20 protein-coding genes are annotated in these 21,864 nt (G+C 40.9%); 13 read left to right on the forward strand and 7 right to left on the reverse strand.

What is annotated here, in order from left to right:
- Nucleotides 1-3: 3 nt before the first annotated feature.
- Together mscK and aroC are read left to right on the forward strand one after the other, a co-directional pair.
- Nucleotides 4-3,315 carry a mechanosensitive channel MscK gene (gene mscK / locus DPV92_RS00240; protein ID WP_111353063.1) on the forward strand — a complete coding sequence of 1,104 codons (3,312 nt, stop codon included), beginning with the start codon at nucleotides 4-6 and terminating at the stop codon, nucleotides 3,313-3,315.
- A gap of 32 nt (nucleotides 3,316-3,347) precedes the next feature.
- A complete protein-coding gene (gene aroC / locus DPV92_RS00245) occupies nucleotides 3,348-4,430 on the forward strand; it encodes a chorismate synthase (RefSeq protein WP_111353064.1) in 1,083 nt (360 codons plus the stop codon).
- Between the two features lie 160 nt (nucleotides 4,431-4,590).
- Here the strand turns inward: aroC and DPV92_RS00250 are convergent, their stop codons facing one another.
- The gene (locus tag DPV92_RS00250; protein WP_111353065.1) at nucleotides 4,591-4,962 is read right to left on the reverse strand and encodes a YhcB family protein; all 372 of its coding nucleotides are present in this window, start codon (nucleotides 4,960-4,962) and stop codon (nucleotides 4,591-4,593) included.
- A gap of 299 nt (nucleotides 4,963-5,261) precedes the next feature.
- On the opposite strand from DPV92_RS00250, the gene rplM reads away from it, so the two are divergent.
- From rplM to DPV92_RS00305, 11 genes are all read left to right on the forward strand, one after another.
- Nucleotides 5,262-5,690 (forward strand): 50S ribosomal protein L13, encoded by a 429-nt coding sequence (gene rplM / locus DPV92_RS00255; protein ID WP_005596850.1) that lies wholly within the window; start codon nucleotides 5,262-5,264, stop codon nucleotides 5,688-5,690.
- A gap of 15 nt (nucleotides 5,691-5,705) precedes the next feature.
- Nucleotides 5,706-6,101 (forward strand): 30S ribosomal protein S9, encoded by a 396-nt coding sequence (gene rpsI / locus DPV92_RS00260; RefSeq protein ID WP_005708818.1) that lies wholly within the window; start codon nucleotides 5,706-5,708, stop codon nucleotides 6,099-6,101.
- A gap of 83 nt (nucleotides 6,102-6,184) precedes the next feature.
- Complete coding sequence (yaaA, locus tag DPV92_RS00265) at nucleotides 6,185-6,958, forward strand: peroxide stress protein YaaA (RefSeq protein ID WP_111353067.1); 774 nt, start codon at nucleotides 6,185-6,187, stop codon at nucleotides 6,956-6,958.
- Nucleotides 6,958-7,512, forward strand: coding sequence for an ABC transporter ATPase (locus tag DPV92_RS00270; RefSeq protein WP_111353069.1), 555 nt, complete (start codon nucleotides 6,958-6,960; stop codon nucleotides 7,510-7,512). The genes yaaA and DPV92_RS00270 overlap by 1 nt, the downstream gene beginning before the upstream one ends.
- 103 nt (nucleotides 7,513-7,615) lie before the next feature.
- Entirely contained in the window at nucleotides 7,616-9,409 is a 1,794-nt protein-coding gene (lepA, locus tag DPV92_RS00275) for a translation elongation factor 4 (protein ID WP_040215983.1), read from the forward strand.
- 91 nt (nucleotides 9,410-9,500) lie between these two features.
- Complete coding sequence (lepB, locus tag DPV92_RS00280) at nucleotides 9,501-10,379, forward strand: signal peptidase I (protein WP_111353070.1); 879 nt, start codon at nucleotides 9,501-9,503, stop codon at nucleotides 10,377-10,379.
- Nucleotides 10,380-10,459: 80 nt separating this feature from the next.
- Nucleotides 10,460-11,128, forward strand: a complete 669-nt coding sequence (rnc, locus tag DPV92_RS00285; protein WP_111353565.1) for a ribonuclease III — start codon at nucleotides 10,460-10,462, stop codon at nucleotides 11,126-11,128.
- A 106-nt stretch (nucleotides 11,129-11,234) separates the two neighbouring features.
- On the forward strand, nucleotides 11,235-12,140 hold the full coding sequence (gene era, locus DPV92_RS00290) for a GTPase Era (protein WP_111353071.1): 906 nt from the start codon (nucleotides 11,235-11,237) through the stop codon (nucleotides 12,138-12,140).
- A gap of 48 nt (nucleotides 12,141-12,188) precedes the next feature.
- On the forward strand, nucleotides 12,189-12,926 hold the full coding sequence (gene recO / locus DPV92_RS00295) for a DNA repair protein RecO (protein ID WP_111353072.1): 738 nt from the start codon (nucleotides 12,189-12,191) through the stop codon (nucleotides 12,924-12,926).
- Between the two features lie 130 nt (nucleotides 12,927-13,056).
- Nucleotides 13,057-15,204: a TonB-dependent siderophore receptor gene (locus DPV92_RS00300; protein WP_111353073.1), complete on the forward strand. Its 2,148-nt coding sequence runs from the start codon at nucleotides 13,057-13,059 to the stop codon at nucleotides 15,202-15,204.
- Between the two features lie 101 nt (nucleotides 15,205-15,305).
- Nucleotides 15,306-16,481 (forward strand): sugar transporter, encoded by a 1,176-nt coding sequence (locus DPV92_RS00305; RefSeq protein WP_225791938.1) that lies wholly within the window; start codon nucleotides 15,306-15,308, stop codon nucleotides 16,479-16,481.
- 38 nt (nucleotides 16,482-16,519) lie between these two features.
- On the opposite strand, the gene upp is transcribed toward DPV92_RS00305, so the two are convergent.
- The 6 genes from upp to rpoE all read right to left on the reverse strand — a co-directional run bounded on the left by upp (nucleotide 16,520) and on the right by rpoE (nucleotide 21,688).
- Entirely contained in the window at nucleotides 16,520-17,146 is a 627-nt protein-coding gene (gene upp / locus DPV92_RS00310; RefSeq protein ID WP_005705829.1) for a uracil phosphoribosyltransferase, read from the reverse strand.
- Nucleotides 17,147-17,170: 24 nt separating this feature from the next.
- Nucleotides 17,171-18,859, reverse strand: a complete 1,689-nt coding sequence (fadD, locus tag DPV92_RS00315) for a long-chain-fatty-acid--CoA ligase FadD (protein ID WP_111353076.1) — start codon at nucleotides 18,857-18,859, stop codon at nucleotides 17,171-17,173.
- A 6-nt stretch (nucleotides 18,860-18,865) separates the two neighbouring features.
- On the reverse strand, nucleotides 18,866-19,315 hold the full coding sequence (locus DPV92_RS00320) for a SoxR reducing system RseC family protein (RefSeq protein ID WP_111353077.1): 450 nt from the start codon (nucleotides 19,313-19,315) through the stop codon (nucleotides 18,866-18,868).
- A 10-nt stretch (nucleotides 19,316-19,325) separates the two neighbouring features.
- Complete coding sequence (locus tag DPV92_RS00325) at nucleotides 19,326-20,279, reverse strand: MucB/RseB C-terminal domain-containing protein (RefSeq protein ID WP_111353078.1); 954 nt, start codon at nucleotides 20,277-20,279, stop codon at nucleotides 19,326-19,328.
- Nucleotides 20,280-20,469: 190 nt separating this feature from the next.
- Entirely contained in the window at nucleotides 20,470-21,057 is a 588-nt protein-coding gene (locus DPV92_RS00330; protein WP_111353080.1) for a sigma-E factor negative regulatory protein, read from the reverse strand.
- A gap of 55 nt (nucleotides 21,058-21,112) precedes the next feature.
- The gene (gene rpoE, locus DPV92_RS00335; RefSeq protein ID WP_078208066.1) at nucleotides 21,113-21,688 is read right to left on the reverse strand and encodes an RNA polymerase sigma factor RpoE; all 576 of its coding nucleotides are present in this window, start codon (nucleotides 21,686-21,688) and stop codon (nucleotides 21,113-21,115) included.
- Between the last annotated feature and the right edge of the window lie 176 nt (nucleotides 21,689-21,864).

The raw sequence follows: 21,864 nt of genomic DNA on the forward strand, positions 1-21,864 counted from the left end.
AGCATGTTTAAGAAAACCGCCATCATACTTTTTTTCTGTTTAGTTAGCCTCTCGCTTTTCTCCCACGAGGTTTGGGCAGAAGTGTCTCAAAACCGAGCGGAAGAGAGCGTAAGGCAGCAGATTAGTGCATTAAGATCGGGCACGTTAGAGACAGCGGAAACGAGTGCTCAAGATCAAAACTTGGAGTTAACCAAGCGTTTTAATGATCAAACCTTAAAGCAAAAGGCAGATATTGCGGCATTAGAAAAACAGTTGCAAACCTTGCCTCAAGATCTCGCACAGGTACAAAAACGGACAGAAGAGAATAAAAAAGAGACGAATACGGTTTCAGCAAATAGCTTTAATGTGCTTTCATTAGCCGATCTTATTAAGCAACAAGAGGGTATTGAAGCAGATTTGCAGAGTGTGCAGTCTCAGCTTTTAGCACTAGATGCCCAAATTTCGAACGATCGTAACTTGCTTAAAAACAACCAACGTTTATTGGATGAAAATAGTGCACGGTTGCAAGAGATTAACCGCGTAAAAGGCTTACCGCCCCAGAGCCAATCGCCGAATGCGATGGAGCGCTGGGATGCTGAAATCCGTTTTATTGAAGAGAGCAATCGTTATAACAATTTACTCAGCAATAATGCAGAGCGATTGATTGCTTTTGATGAGGCAAAACGAAGCGAGGCGGCATCACGTCAAGCCTTAATGCAAAAGCAGTTATCGGTGTTGCAGGAGGTGCTTAATACTAAGCGTTTAGAAGATTCAGAGCAAAAGGCAAAAGATGTCGCTAGTCAACGCATTGCAAGTAGTATTGAGAATTTCTTAATTACAGATGAGCTAGATCATAATAAAGAATTAAGCCAATTTTTGGTGCAACAAACTAAGAAATTAAACACGCTTTCGCACGACGATTTACGGATGCGAAATGTGTTGGAAAGCCTTACTCAAACGCAGCGCAATATTGATGAGCAAATCAGTGCATTGCAGGGTACACTTGTACTTTCAAAGGTAATTAATAAGCAGAAACAAACGTTGCCTACCGAAAAAATCAACAACAATTTAGCGAAATCGATTTCAAATGTGCGGGTTAATCTGTTTGAATATTCGCAACAACGCGATGAGCTTTATAACATTGACGATTATGTCCGCAATCTGACGCATAACTTGGAAGAACCTTTAACGAACGAAGAGAATAGTGCGTTAAATAATATTCTCAAAGAACGTCAAAAATTGTTGGATGAGATTATTAGGTCGTTAAACAGCCAGCTTAATCTTTCGATTACGATTGAAAATAACCAACGCCAAGCCTTGGCAATTGGCGATGCCTTGCAACGTAAACTACAACAGCAAAGTTTCTGGGTAAACAGTAATAATCCGATTGATTTTGCGTGGCTTAAGGCTTTTCCTGCATTAGCATTTGCAGAAGTAGGTGTTTTGACCGATTATGTTGGGATTGAAAACGTACAGCCGAATTTATTATCTACGGTGTTGTTTACTTCTATTTTCTTGTTGATTGCATTACTTATCAATTGGAAAAAATCGGCAATAAAAGACCGCTTGGCAAGCCTTGCTTCACGAGTAAACACCCTGACTAATGATAGTCATTGGTTGACGCCAGAAGCGATGTTTTGGACAGTATTGTTGGCTTTACCAAGTACGCTGATGTTTTTCACCGCTTATAATGCGATAGGTTTTCTTTTCTTTAACGATCCGATTGCAATTGGGCATTGGGGAGGGCGAGTAACACTTTATTGGTGGTTCTTTGCGACGGTGCTTTCATTACTTCGTCCAAATGGTTTAGCATTCCGTCATTTTGGCATGCCGCAAGAGAGTAACCGTATTTTCCAACGCATTATCAAGCAATCCATTTGGATTGTCGGTTTATTATTGGTGTCGTCTATTCCATCGCAAATTGATGAGATTGGCTATCTCAACGATGCGATTGGACAGGTGATGTCAATTATTGCGTTAGCACTTTGCCTTTTAGTGGTTCGTCCACTGCTAAACCGCGCGATCCGAGAATACCAAAAAGCGAAGAAAGAAGAGGGAGCAACGAATACGAGTATCGGCTTGTTCCGTCTATTACGCCTGATTTTAGTAATTGTGCCTATCTCATTGATTATTCTCATTATTTTAGGCTATTACTATACCGCGGTTTACCTCATTACCCACTTGCTTAATAGCTACTTTGTGATTTTGCTTTGGGTTTTTGGGCGTTATTTTGCGTATCGTTTTGTGGCAATCTCCGCCCGCCGTTTGGCATATCGTCGTTTGCAAGAAAAACGTCGTAAATTGCGTGAACAAGTGTTAGAAAATGGTACTAAAGAAGAGACAAAAGAGGACGAAACAATTAAACTTTCGGTAGTGAACCAACAGATTTATCGTGTCACCGATTTGATTGGCTGGGTGGTGCTGTTTGCATCACTCTATGTGATTTGGTCGGATCTGATTAGTGTTGCCTACTACCTTGATGGCGTGATTTTATGGGAGAGCAACGAAGGCAATCAGGTTGAGTCGGTTACGTTACTCAACTTAATGCGAGCCTCGCTTTATGTGGTAATCACCTATGTATTGATTAAAAACATTGCGGGTATTTTGGAAGTGACTGTTTTCTCGAAAATGCACCTCTCCAAAGGCACACCACAGACAATTATTACTGTCTTAACGTACATTATAGTGACCTTCGGTAGCGTATCGGCATTTTCGGCACTGGGAATTTCGTGGACCAAAATTCAATGGATCTTTACCGCCCTTTCAGTCGGTTTGGGTTTCGGGGTGCGAGAGATTTTTGGTAGTTTCGTATCGGGCTCTATCTTGCTATTCGAACGCCCAATTCGCGTTGGTGACAAAGTGACAGTAGGGCAGTATACGGGGATTATCACGAAGATTCGCTTGCGTTCAACCACCTTGCTGAATTCGGATCATATGGAAGTGGTGTTACCAAACCAAGCGTTCGTGACGGATCGTTTTATCAACTGGACGCTGAATAATACCATCACTCGCTTACAAATTTTCTTTAAAGTGAGTTATGATACCGACCTTGATTTGATGCAGCGATTACTTCTACAGGCAGTCAATGAGGCACCAAAAGTGTTGAGTGAGCCAAAAGTGGAAATCAATATGCTTCATTTTGGCGATAATGCATTAGAACACGAGTTGCTCGTGTTTGTGGGCGAATTGGGTGATCGCATAGAGACAATGAACTTCTTGCAATATCGCATCAATCAGCTATTTAGAGAAAATGGCATCCGTTTTGCACTCAATCAGCTTGATGTTCACTTGCATTCTGAAGATAATCAGGCGATAGAAGCGGGTAAAATTGCATAGAATTTTGCAAATAACAATAAAAGGAAAGCAATATGGCAGGCAACAGCATTGGACAATTATTTAAGGTAACCACTTTTGGCGAATCGCACGGTATCGCATTGGGCTGTATCGTGGATGGTGTACCGCCGAATATGGCGTTAAGTGAGGCAGATCTTCAACCTGATTTAGACCGCCGTAAACCTGGGACATCCCGTTATACTACCCCTCGTCGTGAAGATGATGAAGTACAGATTTTATCGGGCGTTTTTGAAGGCAAAACCACGGGTACGAGCATCGGCTTAATTATCAAAAATGGTGACCAACGCTCTAAAGATTACGGCGATATTATGGACAAATTCCGCCCTGGTCATGCGGATTACACTTACCAACAAAAATATGGCATCCGTGACTATCGCGGTGGCGGTCGCTCTTCTGCGCGTGAAACTGCAATGCGTGTGGCTGCAGGGGCGATTGCAAAAAAATATCTGCGTGAACAATTTGGTATTGAAGTACGGGGCTATTTATCGCAAATTGGCTCGGTTAAAATTGATCCTGCAAAAGTGGCAGATATCAGTAAAATTGATTGGAATGAAGTGAATAGCAATCCGTTTTTCTGTCCTGATCCGGTGGCGGTAGAGCAGTTTGAAGAACTTATTCGTGAGCTGAAAAAAGAGGGTGACTCTATCGGAGCGAAACTCACGGTGATAGCTGAAAATGTACCTGTTGGTTTAGGTGAACCCGTGTTTGATCGCCTAGATGCGGACTTAGCCCACGCCTTAATGTCCATCAATGCGGTGAAAGCGGTCGAAATTGGCGATGGTTTTGCCGTAGTAGAACAAAAGGGCAGCCAACACCGTGATGAAATGACCCCAGAAGGCTTTTTATCTAACCACGCTGGTGGCATTTTAGGTGGTATTAGTTCGGGGCAGCCAATTATTGCCAATATTGCGTTAAAACCAACTTCAAGCATTACCGTACCAGGTCAAAGCGTAAACTTAAATAACGAACCTGTGGAAGTGGTAACTAAAGGCAGACACGACCCTTGCGTTGGTATCCGTGCAGTGCCAATTGCTGAAGCAATGATGGCGATTGTGTTACTCGATCATCTCCTTCGTTTTAAAGCGCAGTGTCGATAAAACATATCATAATAAACCCAGTCTTAGGCTGGGTTTTCTTTTAATTTAATCATTAAACTGATTGTATCTGTAATTGTTCAGTTATATGCTTTGAGTGTAAGTCGTATGTCGAATCTGAAGGTTTAATTTATGAAACATTCGTTTTCTTTATCAAATTATTTTATTGCTTTTTAAATAAACCAGAAGAGCTTTCGGAATAATCGCGAGGTTGATCTTCTTTAGTTGTAAGTTTAAAAAATTCGGCTTGATGCTCTTCTGGTAAAAGTTCTGTAGAGCTGTTAGCTAAATGATCGTAGAGTTTTTTATAATCCGTTACGAGAGTTGCTAATAATTCAGCAGACTCAGCAAAGTGTGATTCAAGTTGCAGTTTTTGTTCATCTACTTTATGTTGCATTGTTTTTAAATCAGCTTGCAGTTGTAGGTGTTTTTGCACGTTACGGCTTGCCATGCGGGTTACAAGTACTCCGATGAAAATACCTACAATAAATGCTGCGCCTAAAGCACCCCAAACGGCAATAGTCCATTCTGTCATAAAAAACCCCTTATTTGCTTGGGTAATAAATATGTAATGAGTTGTAACATTTTCTGAGTCAGAAAGGAATAGCCAAGTAGTTAAAAATTCAGTTTTACTGACTAAACGCAAAAAATTGGTGAAAGTATTAGATTTTTAATACGAAATCTGTATAATACGCACACCCTGTTTTTGTTTGGACTTTCCCGCCAAACAAGTTGGTCTAAATAAGACTCGAAGGGGTCGGATTTAGCCGAAAAATTAATAGGTAATATCCACTAGGATATTGGGTTTAAACTTTAAATTTTGGTATTTAATTAATGAAAACTTTTGTAGCAAAACCAGAAACAGTAAAACGTGACTGGTATGTAGTAGATGCGACAGGTAAAACTTTAGGTCGTTTAGCTACTGAATTAGCACGCCGTTTACGTGGTAAACACAAGGCTGAATATACTCCACACGTTGATACAGGTGACTACATCATTGTTATCAATGCAGAGAAAGTAGCTGTAACAGGTAAAAAAGAAACTGATAAAATCTACTACTGGCACACTGGCTATGTAGGTGGTATTAAAGATGCAACCTTCAAAGAAATGATTGCACGTCGTCCAGAAGCAGTGATCGAGATCGCAGTAAAAGGTATGTTACCAAAAGGTCCTTTAGGCCGTGAAATGTTCCGTAAATTAAAAGTTTACGCAGGTAACGAACATAACCACGCTGCACAACAACCACAAGTTTTAGACATCTAATCACGGAGCATCAAAATGACAGCAGCAAATCAAAACTACGGCACAGGTCGCCGCAAAAGCTCTTCAGCTCGTGTATTTATCAAACCGGGCAGCGGTAACATTACTATTAACCAACGTTCTTTAGACGTATACTTCGGCCGTGAAACTTCACGTATGATCGTGCGTCAACCATTAGAATTAGTTGAATTATTAGATAAATTAGATTTATACATCACTGTTAAAGGTGGTGGTATTTCTGGTCAAGCAGGTGCAATCCGTCACGGTATTACACGTGCATTGATCGAATACGACGAAACTTTACGCCCAGCACTTCGTGCAGCTGGCTTCGTTACTCGTGACGCTCGTCGCGTTGAACGTAAAAAAGTGGGTTTACACAAAGCACGTCGTCGTCCACAATACTCAAAACGTTAATTTCGAGTATCTATACGAAAGTATTATCGCAAAAGGCAGGTTTTCCTGCCTTTTTTGTATTTCATTTTTGAAAGGAATTACCTATGCTTGCCATTATCTCCCCTGCTAAAACCCTCGATTTTGAAACGCCCACGCCTCAATTTGCATTTTCTCAACCAAATTTAACCGCTTATAGCCAAAAGTTGATCGAAATTTGTCAGCAATTTAGCCCTGCGGAGTTGGGATCGTTAATGTCGATTAGCGATAAATTGGCGAGCTTAAATGTGGCACGTTTTGCTGAATGGCTGCTTGAACATAACGAAACAAACGCTAAAGCGGCACTTTTTGCATTTAAGGGTGATGTTTACACAGGGCTTGAAGCGGAAACGTTGAGTCATGAACAAGTGGAATATGCACAAAAACATTTGCGTATGCTTTCAGGCTTATATGGCTTGCTAAAACCACTTGATTTGATGCAGCCTTATCGCTTGGAAATGGGGACGAAATTGGCTAATCCCAAAGGCAAAGATCTTTATGCTTTTTGGGGTAATATTATTACTGAGCATTTGCAGCAGGCGCTTGATGAGCAAGGCGATAGCATGCTGGTCAATCTTGCATCAGATGAGTATTATAATGCGGTGAAGCCAAAAAATCTGAATGCAACTATTGTAAAACCAGTTTTCTTGGATGAGAAAAATGGCAAGTTCAAACAGATTTCATTCTATGCCAAAAAAGCTCGTGGAATGATGGTGCGTTTTATCTTAATTGAGCAACCAACTGAAATTGAACAACTTAAAACCTTTAACTATGGCGGTTATTGGTTTGATGAAGAGAGCTCAACGGCAACTGAATTGGTTTTTAAACGCGAGGAGCAGTAATGAATATTTTTCGTTGGGGTAGCTTTGCACTTTTTTTCTTATTTTTGACCGCTTGCCAGTTTAAAACGGGCGGTTTTGATCTGCCTGATGCGGTAACTTTCCAGAAACAGCGCTTTGAGAAAGTCACTCAAAATCAAATCGATGAGATGCAACAACTGCTCTATTTGCCTGCAGAGGGTGCAAAAAATCCTGAGAATTGGCAGAAGGGGATTTTGATTTTTGTAGATAAAAATAGTAAAAGGATGAGTTTAGCTGATCGTGCATCGTTACGTCAAAATGCGTTTGCTCAGCAGAAGGATACGCAAGCGAAAGTTGAAGTAGTGCAAAATGAACTGCGTAGTGAGGTGATTTATCCACCAACGGAGCGTTTTAATGATGTTCAGTTAGAAGTTTCTCGTGGGCGAGATTTGCAATGTGGTTATGCACAGATGCAGTTTTCTGACAAGTGGTCTGCTTTTGCAAATAAATCGCAAAATTTAACCGCTTACCATCAGGTATTAAGCGAACTTGCACTTGAGTTTAGTCGATTGGCTTGGCAGGTGAATTGTCAATAGTAAAATAAAGCATTTCTTTTGAAATAACTGGGAAATTCAAGTAGAATTGCACGGTTATTTTTCCCTAAATTTTTAAAAACAGGACATTTATTGCCCGATGAATATGAAGAACATTCGTAACTTTTCGATTATTGCCCACATTGACCACGGAAAATCCACGCTTTCTGACCGCTTGATTCAAACCTGTGGCGGTTTGTCTGATCGTGAGATGGAAGCACAGGTGCTAGACTCAATGGATCTTGAGCGTGAACGTGGGATTACTATTAAAGCACAAAGTGTAACCTTAAATTATAAAGCGAAAGACGGCGAAACCTATCAATTAAACTTTATCGATACGCCAGGACACGTAGACTTCTCTTATGAGGTTTCGCGTTCACTCGCAGCCTGTGAAGGTGCATTGTTAGTAGTTGATGCAGGGCAAGGAGTAGAAGCACAAACGCTTGCAAACTGCTACACAGCGATTGAAATGGATTTAGAAGTTGTGCCAATTCTAAACAAAATTGACTTACCTGCGGCAGATCCTGAGCGTGTGGCGGAAGAGATTGAAGACATCGTTGGGATTGATGCGATGGAAGCGGTGCGTTGTTCTGCGAAAACAGGTGTGGGGATTGAGGATGTACTAGAAGAAATCGTGCATAAAATCCCAGCACCAGAGGGTGATCCTGAAGCACCTTTACAAGCTTTGATTATTGATTCTTGGTTTGATAACTACTTAGGTGTTGTATCGCTTGTACGTGTAAAAAATGGTACGCTCAAAAAAGGTGATAAAATTAAAGTAATGAGCACGGGGCAGTCTTACAATGTGGATCGTCTTGGTATTTTCACGCCAAAACAAGTGGATACGACTGAACTTAATACGGGCGAAGTAGGTTGGGTAGTGTGTGCGATTAAAGACATTTTAGGGGCACCAGTGGGTGATACTTTAACCCATCACCATAATTCGGCAACGGAAGTGTTACCTGGTTTTAAAAAGGTCAAACCGCAGGTTTACGCAGGATTGTTCCCTATTAGTTCAGACGATTACGAAGCCTTTCGTGATGCATTAGGTAAATTGAGCTTAAACGATGCTTCTTTATTCTATGAGCCAGAAAATTCAACCGCATTAGGTTTCGGTTTCCGTTGTGGTTTCTTGGGCTTATTGCATATGGAGATCATTCAAGAGCGTTTAGAGCGTGAATACGATCTAGATCTCATTACCACGGCACCAACGGTAGTCTATGAAGTAGTGCAAACCAATGGCGAAACAGTTTATGTGGATAGCCCATCGAAATTACCACCGATTAGTAACATTAGCGAAATTCGTGAGCCGATTGCAGAGTGTAATATGCTTGTGCCACAAGAGTATTTGGGCAACGTGATTACCTTGTGTGTGGAAAAACGTGGCGTGCAAACCAATATGGTTTACCACGGCAACCAGATCGCTTTAACCTATGAAATCCCAATGGGCGAAGTGGTGTTAGATTTCTTCGACCGTTTGAAATCAACTTCACGTGGTTATGCCTCATTAGATTATGGTTTCAAACGCTTCCAAGCAGCGGATATGGTGCGTGTAGATATTATGATTAATGGTGATCGTGTGGATGCATTAGCGTTAATCGTCCACAAAGATAATGCACAATATCGTGGTCGTGAGTTGGTAGAAAAAATGAAAGATCTTATTCCACGTCAACAATTCGACATTGCGATTCAAGCAGCCATCGGTAACCACATTATTGCACGTTCAACCGTAAAACAGTTGCGTAAAAATGTATTGGCAAAATGTTACGGTGGTGACGTAAGCCGTAAGAAAAAACTTCTACAAAAACAAAAAGAGGGTAAGAAACGAATGAAATCTCTCGGTAACGTAGAAGTGCCACAAGAAGCATTCTTGGCGATTCTGCACGTGGGTAAAGATTAATCCTCCCAAAGGGAATTTTGCGTTAATCAAGCGGTCGAATTTGCAGATGAATTTGTAAATTTAACCGCTTGTTAATCTAAAAGGAGAAATTATGGCACAGATTGCCCCTATTATTTTTATCGGGATTTTGTACGGCATTTGGAAATGGTTAGATTCAATGCAGTTGCCGAATACTATTTCTATTTTGTTGGTCGGCTTAGTAGTCGTTTGTGGCGGCTTTTGGTTCTACAATAAATTTAACCCAAGCAAGAAAAATGGTTTTACTGATTTCTTCGGTTCACTTTTTGGTGTGTTGGCATTAGTGACTATTTTACGCTCATTTGTGTTTGAACCTTTCCAAATTCCAAGTGGTTCAATGGAGCCAACTTTGCGTGTCGGTGATTTTCTTGTCGTGAATAAATTTAATTACGGCATTAAAGATCCGATTTGGCAGAAAACGCTTATTGAGAACGGATACCCAGAGCGTGGCGATATTATTGTGTTTAAAGCACCACCGCAACCGCATGTTGATTACATTAAACGAGTTGTTGGGATTGGCGGTGATACGGTGAAATACGATATGGCGACTCAATCGCTTACTGTTATCAGCAAAGATGGTACGGTGAATGTATTTAAATATGAAAATGCGAAACCAAATGCTGATTTCTTCTATCATGGTGAAATGCAGGTAGAAAAAACGGAAGTTGGCAGCGTAACGCATCAGATTTTGAATAATCCATCGCCATTTAACTATGCACCTTATTTCTTCAAGCAAGAGGGGCAAACTGACGGCGAATGGGTGGTGCCAGAAGGGCATTATTTTGTGATGGGTGATAACCGTGATAACAGCGAAGACAGCCGCTTCTGGGGTTTTGTGCCTGAACAAAATATTGTAGGTAAAGCAACATTTATCTGGCTAAGTTTAGATAAAAAACCAAATGAATTCCCGAAAGGCTTACGTTTCGACCGAATGTTTACTTCCATTCAATAATTTTAAGCGGTTGAATTTGCAAAATGTTTTGTAAATCTAACCGCTTTCATTCTATTTTAATGGGGAAAACCCCAAAAATTATGCAATTAGAACGATTACAGAAAAAATTGGGTTATCAATTCGAAACTCTTGATTATCTCACCCAAGCTTTAACACACCGCAGTGCGGCATCAAAAAACAATGAACGCCTTGAATTTCTGGGCGACTCTATTCTTAACTTTACCATCGGCAAAGCTTTATTTGATAAATTCCCAAAATCAAATGAAGGCGAATTAAGTCGTATGCGTGCAACACTTGTGCGAGAGCAAACCTTAGCCATTATTGCCCGTCAATTTGATCTAGGGGATTATATGAAACTTGGCGCAGGCGAACTCAAAAGCGGTGGTTATCGTCGTGAGTCTATCTTAGCCGACTGTGTGGAAGCGATTATTGCTGCAATCTATTTAGATAAAGGAATGGATCAGGCAATACAGAAAGTGAATGACTGGTATGTCACATTTTTAACTGAGATCAGCCCAGGTGATGCACAGAAAGATCCCAAAACTCGCCTACAAGAATTCTTACAAGGCCGCAAATTACCACTGCCTGAATATGACGTGATTGATATTAAAGGCGAAGCACACAACCAAACTTTTAAAGTGACTTGCAAAGTGAAAAACGTGGATGAAGTGTTTACAGGCATTGGCACAAGTCGCCGTAAAGCAGAGCAGAATGCAGCAGAGAAGGTATTAAACGTATTAATCAAGTAGGGGTGTGGATTAAAAGTACACGCATGCAAGAGGTTGAAATGTGAAAAGCTTTGCAAAAGCGTGCGTGTGAAACTAGTTTCACACACCCTACAAAAAGGAACAAAAAATGACAGAAAATCAAAAAACATATTGTGGCTTTATTGCTATTGTGGGTCGTCCGAATGTGGGTAAATCGACCTTACTCAACAAAATTCTTGGGCAGAAAATTTCCATTACTTCGCGTAAAGCCCAAACCACACGCCACCGTATTGTGGGGATTCAAACCGAAGGCGCATATCAAGCAATTTATGTGGATACGCCAGGGCTTCACATTGAAGAGAAACGTGCGATTAACCGTTTGATGAACCGTGCGGCAAGTTCAGCAATTGGTGATGTAGATTTGGTGATCTTCGTGGTTGAGGGCACAAAATGGACCGAAGATGATGAAATGGTGCTAAACAAATTGCGCGCGGCGAAAGCGCCTGTGGTGCTTGCGATTAACAAGGTTGATAACATCAAAGAGAAAGATGCACTGTTGCCGCATATTACCGAGCTTTCACAAAAATTCAATTTTGCCGAAATTCTGCCGATTTCAGCCCAACGTGGTAAAAATGTCCATCTGCTTGAGAAAATTGTGCGTCAATCTTTACGTGAAGGCGTACATCACTTCCCTGAAGAGTATGTAACCGACCGTAGCCAACGTTTTATGGCATCAGAAATTATCCGCGAAAAATTGATGCGTTTCACGGGCGAAGAGTTACCTTATTCGGTAACGGTAGAAATTGAACAGTTCAAAGTGAATGAAAAAGGGATTTTCATTATTAACGGCTTGATTTTAGTTGAACGTGAAGGTCAGAAAAAAATGGTCATTGGGGCGAAAGGCGAGAAAATCAAAACTATCGGGATTGAAGCCCGTAAAGATATGGAACGGTTGTTTGATGCACAAGTTCACTTAGAGTTGTGGGTGAAAGTTAAAGCAGGCTGGGCGGATGACGAACGAGCATTGCGCAGTTTGGGTTATATTGACGAGTAGTCTTGTAGGGGGGGCTTTTAGCCCACCATTTTTATCATTAGTGATTAAATGAGCAAAAACTTTGAAGTTCAGCCCTTACAGCGGGCGTTTGTCTTGCATCGGCGAGAATATAGTGAAAGTAGTCTGTTAGTTGATTTCTTCACGGAGCACAACGGGAGGATGACGCTATTAGCAAAAGGGGCTAGACGCCCCCGCTCTCCACTAAAAGCTTTGTTGCAACCTTTCACGCCGTTGTTGCTGCGTTGGACGGGTAAGGGCGATTTAAAAACCTTAACCCAAGCAGAAGCCGCATCACTTACTTTACCGATGGTGCCCATGGCACTATATAGCGGATTTTATGTAAATGAAATATTGGTAAGGGTATTGGAAAATCAGACCGCTTACCAAGAGCTTTTTAACCATTATTTGCAGTGCGTTACGCGATTAGCCAGCAATTCAGAACAACTTGAGCCCATTTTACGAACCTTTGAATTTCAAATGTTACGGGCATTAGGTTATGGTGTTGATTTCTGCCATTGTATGGCAACAGGCGAAGAAGTTGATCCTGAAATGTGGTATCAATTCCGTGAAAACGAGGGCTTTATTGCCTCCCTTTTGCAAAATAATTTGAGTTTCTTAGGCAAAGATTTGTTAGCTTTTGATTTGCTAGATTTTTCTGAAAAATCCACTCAACAATCAGCAAAACGCTTTACTCGCATTGCGCTGAAACCTTATTTAGGTTCACAGCCCTTAAAAAGCCGCGAGCTTTTCCAATCTATCCTACCGCATAATTTGAAAGGGGCGTAAGCCTCTTTTCTTCATTCACTAAAATATTTTTTCATTTGAGAGCGATTTTTATTTCGCTTTTGTGTATAATGTCGCCCGTTTTATTCGTGCCTTGCAAAAGGTTTTTATTTAATCAAACAGGAAAATGTGAATGAAGTTTCAACACACTTTAGTTTATACCTCCCTCTTTATGGTGCCAGTAGTGGCAATGGCGGAAAATGCGGCTGAATTAGAACAAGTTAATGTGGTTTCTCAGCTTGAGAAAGTAAAAGCAGCTGGTGATAAACACAAAGAAATCGTTAATTTAAGTTTGCTTGGTCGTCAAACTGCGTTTACTTCACCTATTGCGGTAGTAAATTATGATGAGAAAGCTTTTGAAGATAAAGCTCCGCGTAATGTTGTAGATGCAATTGCAAAAACAGATGCTTCTGTTGTGAACTTTGGAGGTGAGACAAACACGCTATCTGGTGTTTATGTTCGCAATCTTCAGTTAGATATGCGCCAAGTAAGTGTAAATGGTTTAGCAGGTCTTTATTCTACTTATAACTCACCAACAGCAGGCGTTGCAGCTGCACAATTAATTAAAGGTGCATCAACAGCAACAACGGGAATGGATCCAGAAGGCTCAGCTGGAGCATCAATGAATATTGAAACTAAACGTGCGACCGATGAAGATATCAATAAAATTGGTTTTGGCTGGTATAGCAACAATCGTTTACAAGAAACTTTTGATTTCGGTCGTCGCTTCGGTGCAAATAAAGAATGGGGCGTGCGTGTAAGTGGCAAATATCGTGATGGTGATACAGCTCGTAAAGATTATGATGAACTAGCGAAAGAGGTAGCAATTGGTGCTGATTATAATGGCGACAAATTGCGTGTTGGTGTTGATTATATGATTAATAAACGTGATACCAATGGTGGTCGTGCACGTTTACAAGATATGCAAAACTTAGCATTTACTGTGCCTTCAGCCCCAAATGGTAAAACAAACTTGAATCCGCATTGGATAGGTCAAACTACTCAAGATGAGACCATTATGGGTACATTTGAGTATGATCTGCCTTTTAATATGATGGTTTCTGGTGGTTTAGGTCATATGGAATCTCGTTATGATGGTGCTTTTGGTCAAATTACGAATATACAACAAAATGGTAAGTTCAATGTAACAGGTATTCGCGGTATGGATTTCCGTTCACGTACAACTAGTGGCAATTTGAAGTTACAAGGTGAAATTGAAACAGGTTCTGTATTACAAAACTGGAATATTGCTTATGATAGCGTAGTTCGCCAACGCGATCACGATAACAGCAGTGCAACCAATGGGCGTGTTACAGGTGGTTCAATTTACTCGCCTACTTTTGGTCGTTTAACGCCCACAACTTTTAATTTATCTCCAGTAAAACAGAACACGGATAGTAAATTAACAGCACGCAGTCTTGCACTAGCAGATACATTAGGTTTTATCGATAACACTGTTCGTTTAACTTTAGGTGGACGTTTCCAATGGATTAAGCAATTGGATAAAACGACAGCGAAAGAAGTGAAAGCAGATCGCTTTAGTCCGATGGTAACTTTGGCTTATGTAGCGAACCCCAATACGGTGTTTTATTCTAACTATCTAGAAGATTTAGAGCCAGGTAACGTAGATCAAGATACGGGAGAAATGAATAACCCTCGTGTAAGCAAACAAATTGAAGTAGGTGTGCGTAAGAACTGGAACGATGCATTTACAACAACATTAAGTGCATATGAAATCCGCCGCCCTGGCATTATTCGTGGAAGAACGGGGACAGCTTTAGCTTCTCTTGCGGGAAAAGAGCAAGGTAAAGAACGCAATCGTGGTATTGAGTTTAATGCTTATGCAAGTTTGTTTGATAATACCTTACGTCCATCTATCGGCTTAACCTATAACCAAGCAAAAGTGTTTGATTTCCCAACTTATACAGATACGATCGTATCGGGTGTACAAGTAACCAGCCCTCGTTGGATTGCGAAATCAGCAGTAGAGTGGAATACGCCATTCGTACCTAATTTAACCTTGAATGCAGCGTTACAATATTATGGTGCATCTTATCAAGACTCAGCAGCTAACTACAAATTACCATCTTACACCACTGTAGATTTAGGGGCGAAATATGTGGTTAAAGTGTCAGAAAAACAAACCTTAACTTTACGTGGTGGTGTTGAAAACTTATTCAATAAACATTACTGGCAAGTACAACGTGGTATGTATGACCGTAGCTTTGCCGTGTTAGGTATGCCACGTACATATTGGGCAAATATGGAATATTCGTTCTAATCAATCCCTAATTTTAGGTTTACAAGCGGTCAAATTTTTCTTACGCTTTGCATTGCAAATTGAATGAAAAATTTGACCGCTTTATTTTTAGGATTTAAATAATGATGACCAAACACTCTTATCGAAAACTCGCGTTAATGCGGGTTTTCGCATTTTCGCTTTCCGCATTTATTTTTAACACGACAGAGTTTGTGCCAGTGGCTCTGCTTTCAGATATCGCCCTAAGTTTTCAGATGGAAACCGCAACCGTTGGGCTGATGATTACCGTATATGCGTGGATAGTGTTTCTCAGCTCGTTGCCGTTGATGTTGCTTACCGTAAAGGTAGAACGAAAGAAATTACTGCTTTTGATTTTTGCTCTCTTTATTGTTAGCCATATTCTTTCCGTGGTAGCGTGGAATTTCTGGGTATTACTCATCTCTCGGATCGGCATTGCTTTGGCACACGCCATTTTCTGGTCGATTACCGCCTCGCTCGTGATTCGAGTTGCACCTAAAGATAAAAAGCAACAAGCATTGGGCTTGCTTGCATTGGGTAGTTCATTGGCAATGATTTTAGGTTTACCGCTAGGGCGACTGATTGGGCAGTCATTGGATTGGCGTTCCACTTTCGCTGTAATTGGTATTATTGCAACGTTGGTCATGCTGTTAATGTGGAAATTGCTCCCTCATTTGCCAAGTAAAAATGCAGGCTCATTGGCAAGCATTCCTGTGTTGATGAAACGCCCGTTTTTAGTTGGGATTTATCTGCTTGTGATGATAATTATCTCAGGACACTTTACCACTTACAGCTATATCGAACCTTTTGCTATTAAAGTCAGCCAGTTCGCTCCTGAAATTGCAACAATGATGTTGTTTATTTTTGGTTTAGCTGGTGTGGCGGGCAGTTTTTTGTTTGGGCGTTTATATGCAAAAAATCCACGAAAATTTATCGCTTGTGCCATGCTTTTAGTGATAGTGCCACAACTTTTGCTTTTCCCTCTTAAACACGTGGAAATGGCGATTTTCTTACTGGTTTTCTTATGGGGAATGGGGATTACTTCACTAAGCATTGCCTTACAAATGTGCGTACTAGAACTTGCCCCAGATGCAACGGATGTCGCAACCGCGATTTATTCTGGCATTTATAATGTAGGTATTGGGGCAGGTGCACTCTTTGGTAGCATTGTTATTCATCAATTAGGGCTGGAATATGTTGGTTTAATTGGTGGTGGATTGGGATTGCTGGCGTTAATTTGGTTAGGCATTATGACGATAAAATTCGGTAAGAAAGCCTAGAAAAATTTAGGCGGGATTTCCCGCCTAATTGTTTGGAATTATTTCGTCCCAAAAATCTTATCACCTGCATCACCTAAACCAGGGACGATATAGCCATGTTCGTTTAGGTGGCTGTCGATTGATGCCGTGTAAAGTTCGATGTCTGGATGGCTTGCTTTTAAGGCTTCAATACCTTCAGGAGCGGCAACAAGTACTAACACTTTAATGTGTTTACAGCCAGCATTTTTAAGTAAATCGAGGGTAGCGATCATTGACCCACCTGTTGCTAACATTGGGTCAACAACAATAGCTAAGCGTTCTTCTACATCGTTTGCCAATTTTTTGAAGTATGGTACAGGTTTTAAGGTTTCTTCATCACGGTAGATACCCACCACGCTGATACGTGCACTTGGGATGTGTTCTAACACGCCATCCATCATCCCTAAGCCTGCGCGTAAAATTGGCACCACAGTGACTTTTTTACCTTTAATGCGGTCTACCTCTACTTTACCGCACCAACCATCTATTTCTACTTTTTCTGTTTCTAAATCTTTAGTCGCTTCATAAGTTAAAAGGCTGCCAACTTCAGTAGCAAGTTGACGGAAGTCTTTGGTGCTGATTTCAGCAGCACGCATCAAGCCTAATTTATGGCGTACAAGTGGGTGTTTTACTTCAACAATTTTCATCTTCATTCTCCTTTCTGGATTTGGCTAGGATTTGATATTTAACTTGGCAATTTCTTCATCACGGAGCACGCGACGTAAGATTTTACCCACATTGGTTTTTGGTAATTCATCCCTGAATTCAATCTCTTTCGGGATTTTATAGCCTGTGAGGAATTGGCGACAGTAAGAACGCAACTCTTCACGGGTTAAGCTTTCATCTTTTTTGGTGACGAAAATTTTGATAATTTCGCCAGAAACAGGGTGGGGCACACCTACGGCAACTACTTCATTCACTTTCGGGTTATGTGCCACCACATCTTCGATCTCGTTTGGGTAGACATTAAAGCCTGACACGATGATCATATCTTTTTTGCGATCGACGATGCGTAAGTTGAGATCTTGCCCCATTTCAACAATATCACCTGTTGCCATCCAGCCGTTGTGCAAGACTTCGGCGGTATCTTCTGGGCGGTTCCAGTAGCCTTTCATCACTTGCGGACCTTTTACCCAAAGCTCGCCATGCTCGCCCATTGGCACTTCATTGCCTACGTCGTCCATAATGCGAATATCCGTATTCGGCACAGGCACTCCAATGGAGCCTGTGTGTTCGGTGGAATCCCAACGAGAAGCGGCAATCAATGGCGAACATTCGGTCATTCCATAGCCTTCAATAATGTGACAACCAGTGGTTTCAAACCAGCGTTTTGCGACAGCTCCTTGAATAGCTGCTCCGCCTCCAACGCTTAAACGTAGAGCAGAGAAGTCTACCTCTTTGAAATGTTCGTTATTCAGTAGAGCATTAAAGAGTGTATTTACACCACAAAGTGCCACAATGCGCTGTTTTTTCAGCTCTTTGACAAAGCCTGGAATATCTCGCGGGTTGGTAATCAATAAGCCCGTTACGCCTAATTCGATAAAGAGTAAACAGTTTACTGACAAGGCAAACACGTGGTACATCGGCAATGGAATCGCTGCCACGCGAACTTTGGCATCTTTTAATAATGGCTGTGCCACCCATTTAGCTTGGAAAACATTGGCAACCATATTGGCGTGTGTGAGCATTGCACCTTTTGCTACGCCTGTTGTGCCGCCCGTATATTGTAGGAAAGCAAGGTCGCTACTTTCTAAATTTGGTTTTACATATTGACGCTGTTTCCCAATGCTCAAGGCTTCGCGGAAACTCACTGCGTGTGGGAGTTTATATTTTGGCACGAGTTTTTTGATGTATTTCACCACGAAATTCACCAACGTACGTTTTCCAAATGAGAGCTGATCGCCCATACGGGTTAAAATCACGTGCTCCACTTGAGTGTTGAAGACCACTTTTTCGAGTGTGGCAGCAAAATTAGAAACGATGACAATTGCTTTCGCACCGCTGTCGTTGAGCTGATGTTCCAACTCGCGAGGCGTATAGAGCGGATTAACGTTTACGATCACTAAACCTGCACGTAATGCACCGAATAAGGCAATCGGATATTGCAACAGGTTTGGCATCATTAATGCGACTCGATCACCTTTTTCTAAACGCAATTCATTTTGTAAATAAGCAGCAAAAGCACGACTACGTTCTTCCAATTTTCGGAAGGTTAAAACTTGTCCCATATTGATATAAGCAGGCATATCAGGATGTCGTTTTACGGCTGCTTCAAACATCTCTACGAGAGATTCATATTTCGTTACATCAATCGTTTTTTCTGCGTTAGGTGGGTAATTATCAAACCAAATTTTTTCCATTATTGTTTAGTCTCCTGCCCCGAAAGTGTTACTTTTGCCTAAGAAAATCGGGGTAAATTTTGTTAATGATTGATGGGCAGTAACCAGTTTCACCGTCCAAAAGCTGCAAGCGGTTAAAAAAATTACACCACTTGCAACCAGAAGTTCGTTGCTAAAAAGAGCAGAAAAAAGGAGTGTTGAGCCAATAAGTACCATTAAAGGCACGCAATAAACCCAAAACACGCTCATTAAAAGCGTATTTTCTGCCAAACCGAGCTGGATTTGATCGCCTGCTTTTAAGACTTGATCTACTTTAATTTCAAAGCGTGGTGCAGTTTTCTCGCCAGATAAGCCTGATAAAGCTTTACTTCCACAATGATTTTGTGCGGCACAACCACCGCAGCCGCTTTTGGCATAGCATTGCACCAAGGCTTTACCGTTTTGGTAGCTTAGCACCGTGGCTTGTTCAATCATCATATCGCACTCCTTATTGTGGCAAAACCACACTTTGCGCCACTTTTTCCGCCACTGGCATTGGAATATCGCCAATGACTACCAGTTCGCGATTTCCAACCAAGTGGGTAAATAAAATCAGTTTCTCTTGGCGGGCAAATTGGTTGTTGAATATTTCATCACCTTGTGTGCGAAGATAGACGGTAAAAGTAGATAATCCATCGCTATAAAGCTGGCTTTCGACCACTTCAGTTTGAAGCTGTTCGCTGGCAATCACTTGGTGAGAGCTTGAAATCAGCTTAAACCCTGTCGGTAGCCAACTCACTTGCCATGCAAGCGGCCTGTTTTCTGTGTGAAATTGCGAATTCACAGGTGGTAATAACATCGTATTTAACCGAGGCACAAGGTTGTCGAATTGGTCGATGATACGTTGCTCAATCACTCGGAATTGTTCCAGTAGTGCATTTTGCTCATCGTGTAATTCGCTTTTGAGCAGAAGATAGTTCTCTTCATCGATCCAAAGCGTATAGCTAAAGCGAGTATTGTCGGAAGGTACAATTTTGATCATATTCGCAATGCGATCTGCCACGCGAGATTTACCCAATGGGATAAAATTGTAATGGGTGAGTTCATTAAAATTCGCGTGAAATACGGCAGGAAGATCATCTAAAATTTGGCCACCTTTTAAGCTAAACGGGGTGAAACTAAAGCCAAGATAGCTAATTGTATTATTACGTAATACAATAGTTTCATACGCATTATCAAGGCTGAGCAGTTGAGCAAATTCTTGATTGCTTTCAACAGCGTGATGATATTTCATTGATTTAATATTTTCACCGTGTTGGAGAATGTAATGCAACTCGTAATGACGATTTTTGTGAGCTTCCATCATTGCATTGAGCAAATCGATGGGTTTGGTCAGCTCTGCTTTAACGGGCTGCGCCAATGCAAGCAAAAAGGTGAGAGAGAATAAAATGATTTTCTTCATATTAAGCCTTTTTCATTTTTATAAACATTGAGGCATTAAACGTTCAGATATAAGCGGTGCGATTCTACCAAAAATTTGCAAAAAAATCGCAAAAAGTTATCGCTTGCAGAGAATTAAGCGACACAATTAGGCAAAAATAAAGCCACTCATATAAGTATATATGAGTGGCAGAATTTATTTATTACCTGAGTTATTTTTGTAAATGTTTCTCTGTTACGGTTGAAGAGGTTTGTGCTTTCGCTTTTTCTTCATCGGTTAACGTCACATTTTGAGTACGGCGTTGGATTTCATAATTTTGCAATAATGAATCTAAACGGTGTTGTTGTTGCTCAAGTTTTTCTGGGGTCACTAAATCTTTGCTTGGTGCATTGTAGCTTACTGCTTGAACTGCATTGCTAAATGGTATTGTTTGCAACGTAGGCTCAGTTTGAGCCACATCTTCTGAGCTGTTCATTATATTCACACCCACAAGTGCAACTAAGCAGACAGAAGCAGCAATCCCAGCTTGCATAATTGGGGTTACCCAACGTTTAAGTTTCACCATTAAACCACGAGGTTTCTCTTGTATAGATTCGATGGTTTCGTTTTCAAGCAAGGTTTCCATTTTGGTAGAGAAGTCTGCATTGAGTAACACCTCTTCGCCTTGCATCACGTTACGAATCATATGATAGCTTGCCCATTTTGCTTTTAATTCAGGGCTGTTTGTGAGCGTATAGGCAAACTCTATGCCATTCGCTTGCCCGTCCATATAAGCTGACAAGGTCTCTTTTTGTTGCATAATAAACTCCAATTAACTTGAAATAGACGTGTTTCTCAACACAAATAATAGATGGTTAAGCTGCCATAAGTGGTTGAATTTTGGCATCGATTGCTTCACGTGCTCGGAAAATACGCGAACGTACTGTACCAACAGGGCAACTCATCACTTCAGCAATCTCTTCATAACTTAATCCTTCGATTTCACGAAGTGTGATTGCCATTTTTAATTCTTCAGGCAGATTCTCAATCGTTTCAAACACCACCCGTTTTAGCTCATTCGATAAAACTAAATTTTCAGGAGTGTCAGTTTCACGCAACTGCGTGCCGGCATCATAACTTTCCGCATCTTCGGCTAAAATATCTTCTTTGGGCGGTCTACGACCTAATGCAGTTAAATGATTTTTTGCTGTATTCACCGCAATACGGTAAAGCCAAGTATAAAATGCACTTTCGCCTCTAAATGAAGCTAAAGAACGATAAGCCTTGATGAATGATTCTTGCACAATGTCAGGAATATCATCACGGGAAACATAACGAGTAAGTAAACCAGCTACGCGGTTTTGATAGCGTACTACCAATAAGTTAAATGCTTTTTTATCACCTTGTTGTGCTTTTTCAACTAATTCTTGGTCGGTGATTTGTTCGCTCAATTTGCGGACTCCTAAATATATAATCGATTTATTTTAATCATCGCCATCTCTTTCACAGCTTTAGTGTGTCGTTTTTGGCAATAGTTCAAAAAAGTTTAAAAAATTTTCAAAAAGTATGTTTTTATGAAAATGTAAAGGAGAGCGATTTTACTGAATATCGGCAAAAGATCAAAATA

It is taken from the genome of Pseudohaemophilus paraphrohaemolyticus (genome assembly GCF_003253115.1).
Lineage (GTDB): Bacteria > Pseudomonadota > Gammaproteobacteria > Enterobacterales > Pasteurellaceae > Haemophilus_A > Haemophilus_A paraphrohaemolyticus_A.

Coding starts and splice junctions, on each gene's coding strand:
- mscK (WP_111353063.1), top strand. CDS start 4: ATGTTTAAGAAAACCGCCATCATACTTTTTTTCTGTTTAGTTAGCCTC.
- aroC (WP_111353064.1), top strand. CDS start 3,348: ATGGCAGGCAACAGCATTGGACAATTATTTAAGGTAACCACTTTTGGC.
- DPV92_RS00250 (WP_111353065.1), bottom strand. CDS start 4,962: ATGACAGAATGGACTATTGCCGTTTGGGGTGCTTTAGGCGCAGCATTT.
- rplM (WP_005596850.1), top strand. CDS start 5,262: ATGAAAACTTTTGTAGCAAAACCAGAAACAGTAAAACGTGACTGGTAT.
- rpsI (WP_005708818.1), top strand. CDS start 5,706: ATGACAGCAGCAAATCAAAACTACGGCACAGGTCGCCGCAAAAGCTCT.
- yaaA (WP_111353067.1), top strand. CDS start 6,185: ATGCTTGCCATTATCTCCCCTGCTAAAACCCTCGATTTTGAAACGCCC.
- DPV92_RS00270 (WP_111353069.1), top strand. CDS start 6,958: ATGAATATTTTTCGTTGGGGTAGCTTTGCACTTTTTTTCTTATTTTTG.
- lepA (WP_040215983.1), top strand. CDS start 7,616: ATGAAGAACATTCGTAACTTTTCGATTATTGCCCACATTGACCACGGA.
- lepB (WP_111353070.1), top strand. CDS start 9,501: ATGGCACAGATTGCCCCTATTATTTTTATCGGGATTTTGTACGGCATT.
- rnc (WP_111353565.1), top strand. CDS start 10,460: ATGCAATTAGAACGATTACAGAAAAAATTGGGTTATCAATTCGAAACT.
- era (WP_111353071.1), top strand. CDS start 11,235: ATGACAGAAAATCAAAAAACATATTGTGGCTTTATTGCTATTGTGGGT.
- recO (WP_111353072.1), top strand. CDS start 12,189: ATGAGCAAAAACTTTGAAGTTCAGCCCTTACAGCGGGCGTTTGTCTTG.
- DPV92_RS00300 (WP_111353073.1), top strand. CDS start 13,057: ATGAAGTTTCAACACACTTTAGTTTATACCTCCCTCTTTATGGTGCCA.
- DPV92_RS00305 (WP_225791938.1), top strand. CDS start 15,306: ATGATGACCAAACACTCTTATCGAAAACTCGCGTTAATGCGGGTTTTC.
- upp (WP_005705829.1), bottom strand. CDS start 17,146: ATGAAAATTGTTGAAGTAAAACACCCACTTGTACGCCATAAATTAGGC.
- fadD (WP_111353076.1), bottom strand. CDS start 18,859: ATGGAAAAAATTTGGTTTGATAATTACCCACCTAACGCAGAAAAAACG.
- DPV92_RS00320 (WP_111353077.1), bottom strand. CDS start 19,315: ATGATGATTGAACAAGCCACGGTGCTAAGCTACCAAAACGGTAAAGCC.
- DPV92_RS00325 (WP_111353078.1), bottom strand. CDS start 20,279: ATGAAGAAAATCATTTTATTCTCTCTCACCTTTTTGCTTGCATTGGCG.
- DPV92_RS00330 (WP_111353080.1), bottom strand. CDS start 21,057: ATGCAACAAAAAGAGACCTTGTCAGCTTATATGGACGGGCAAGCGAAT.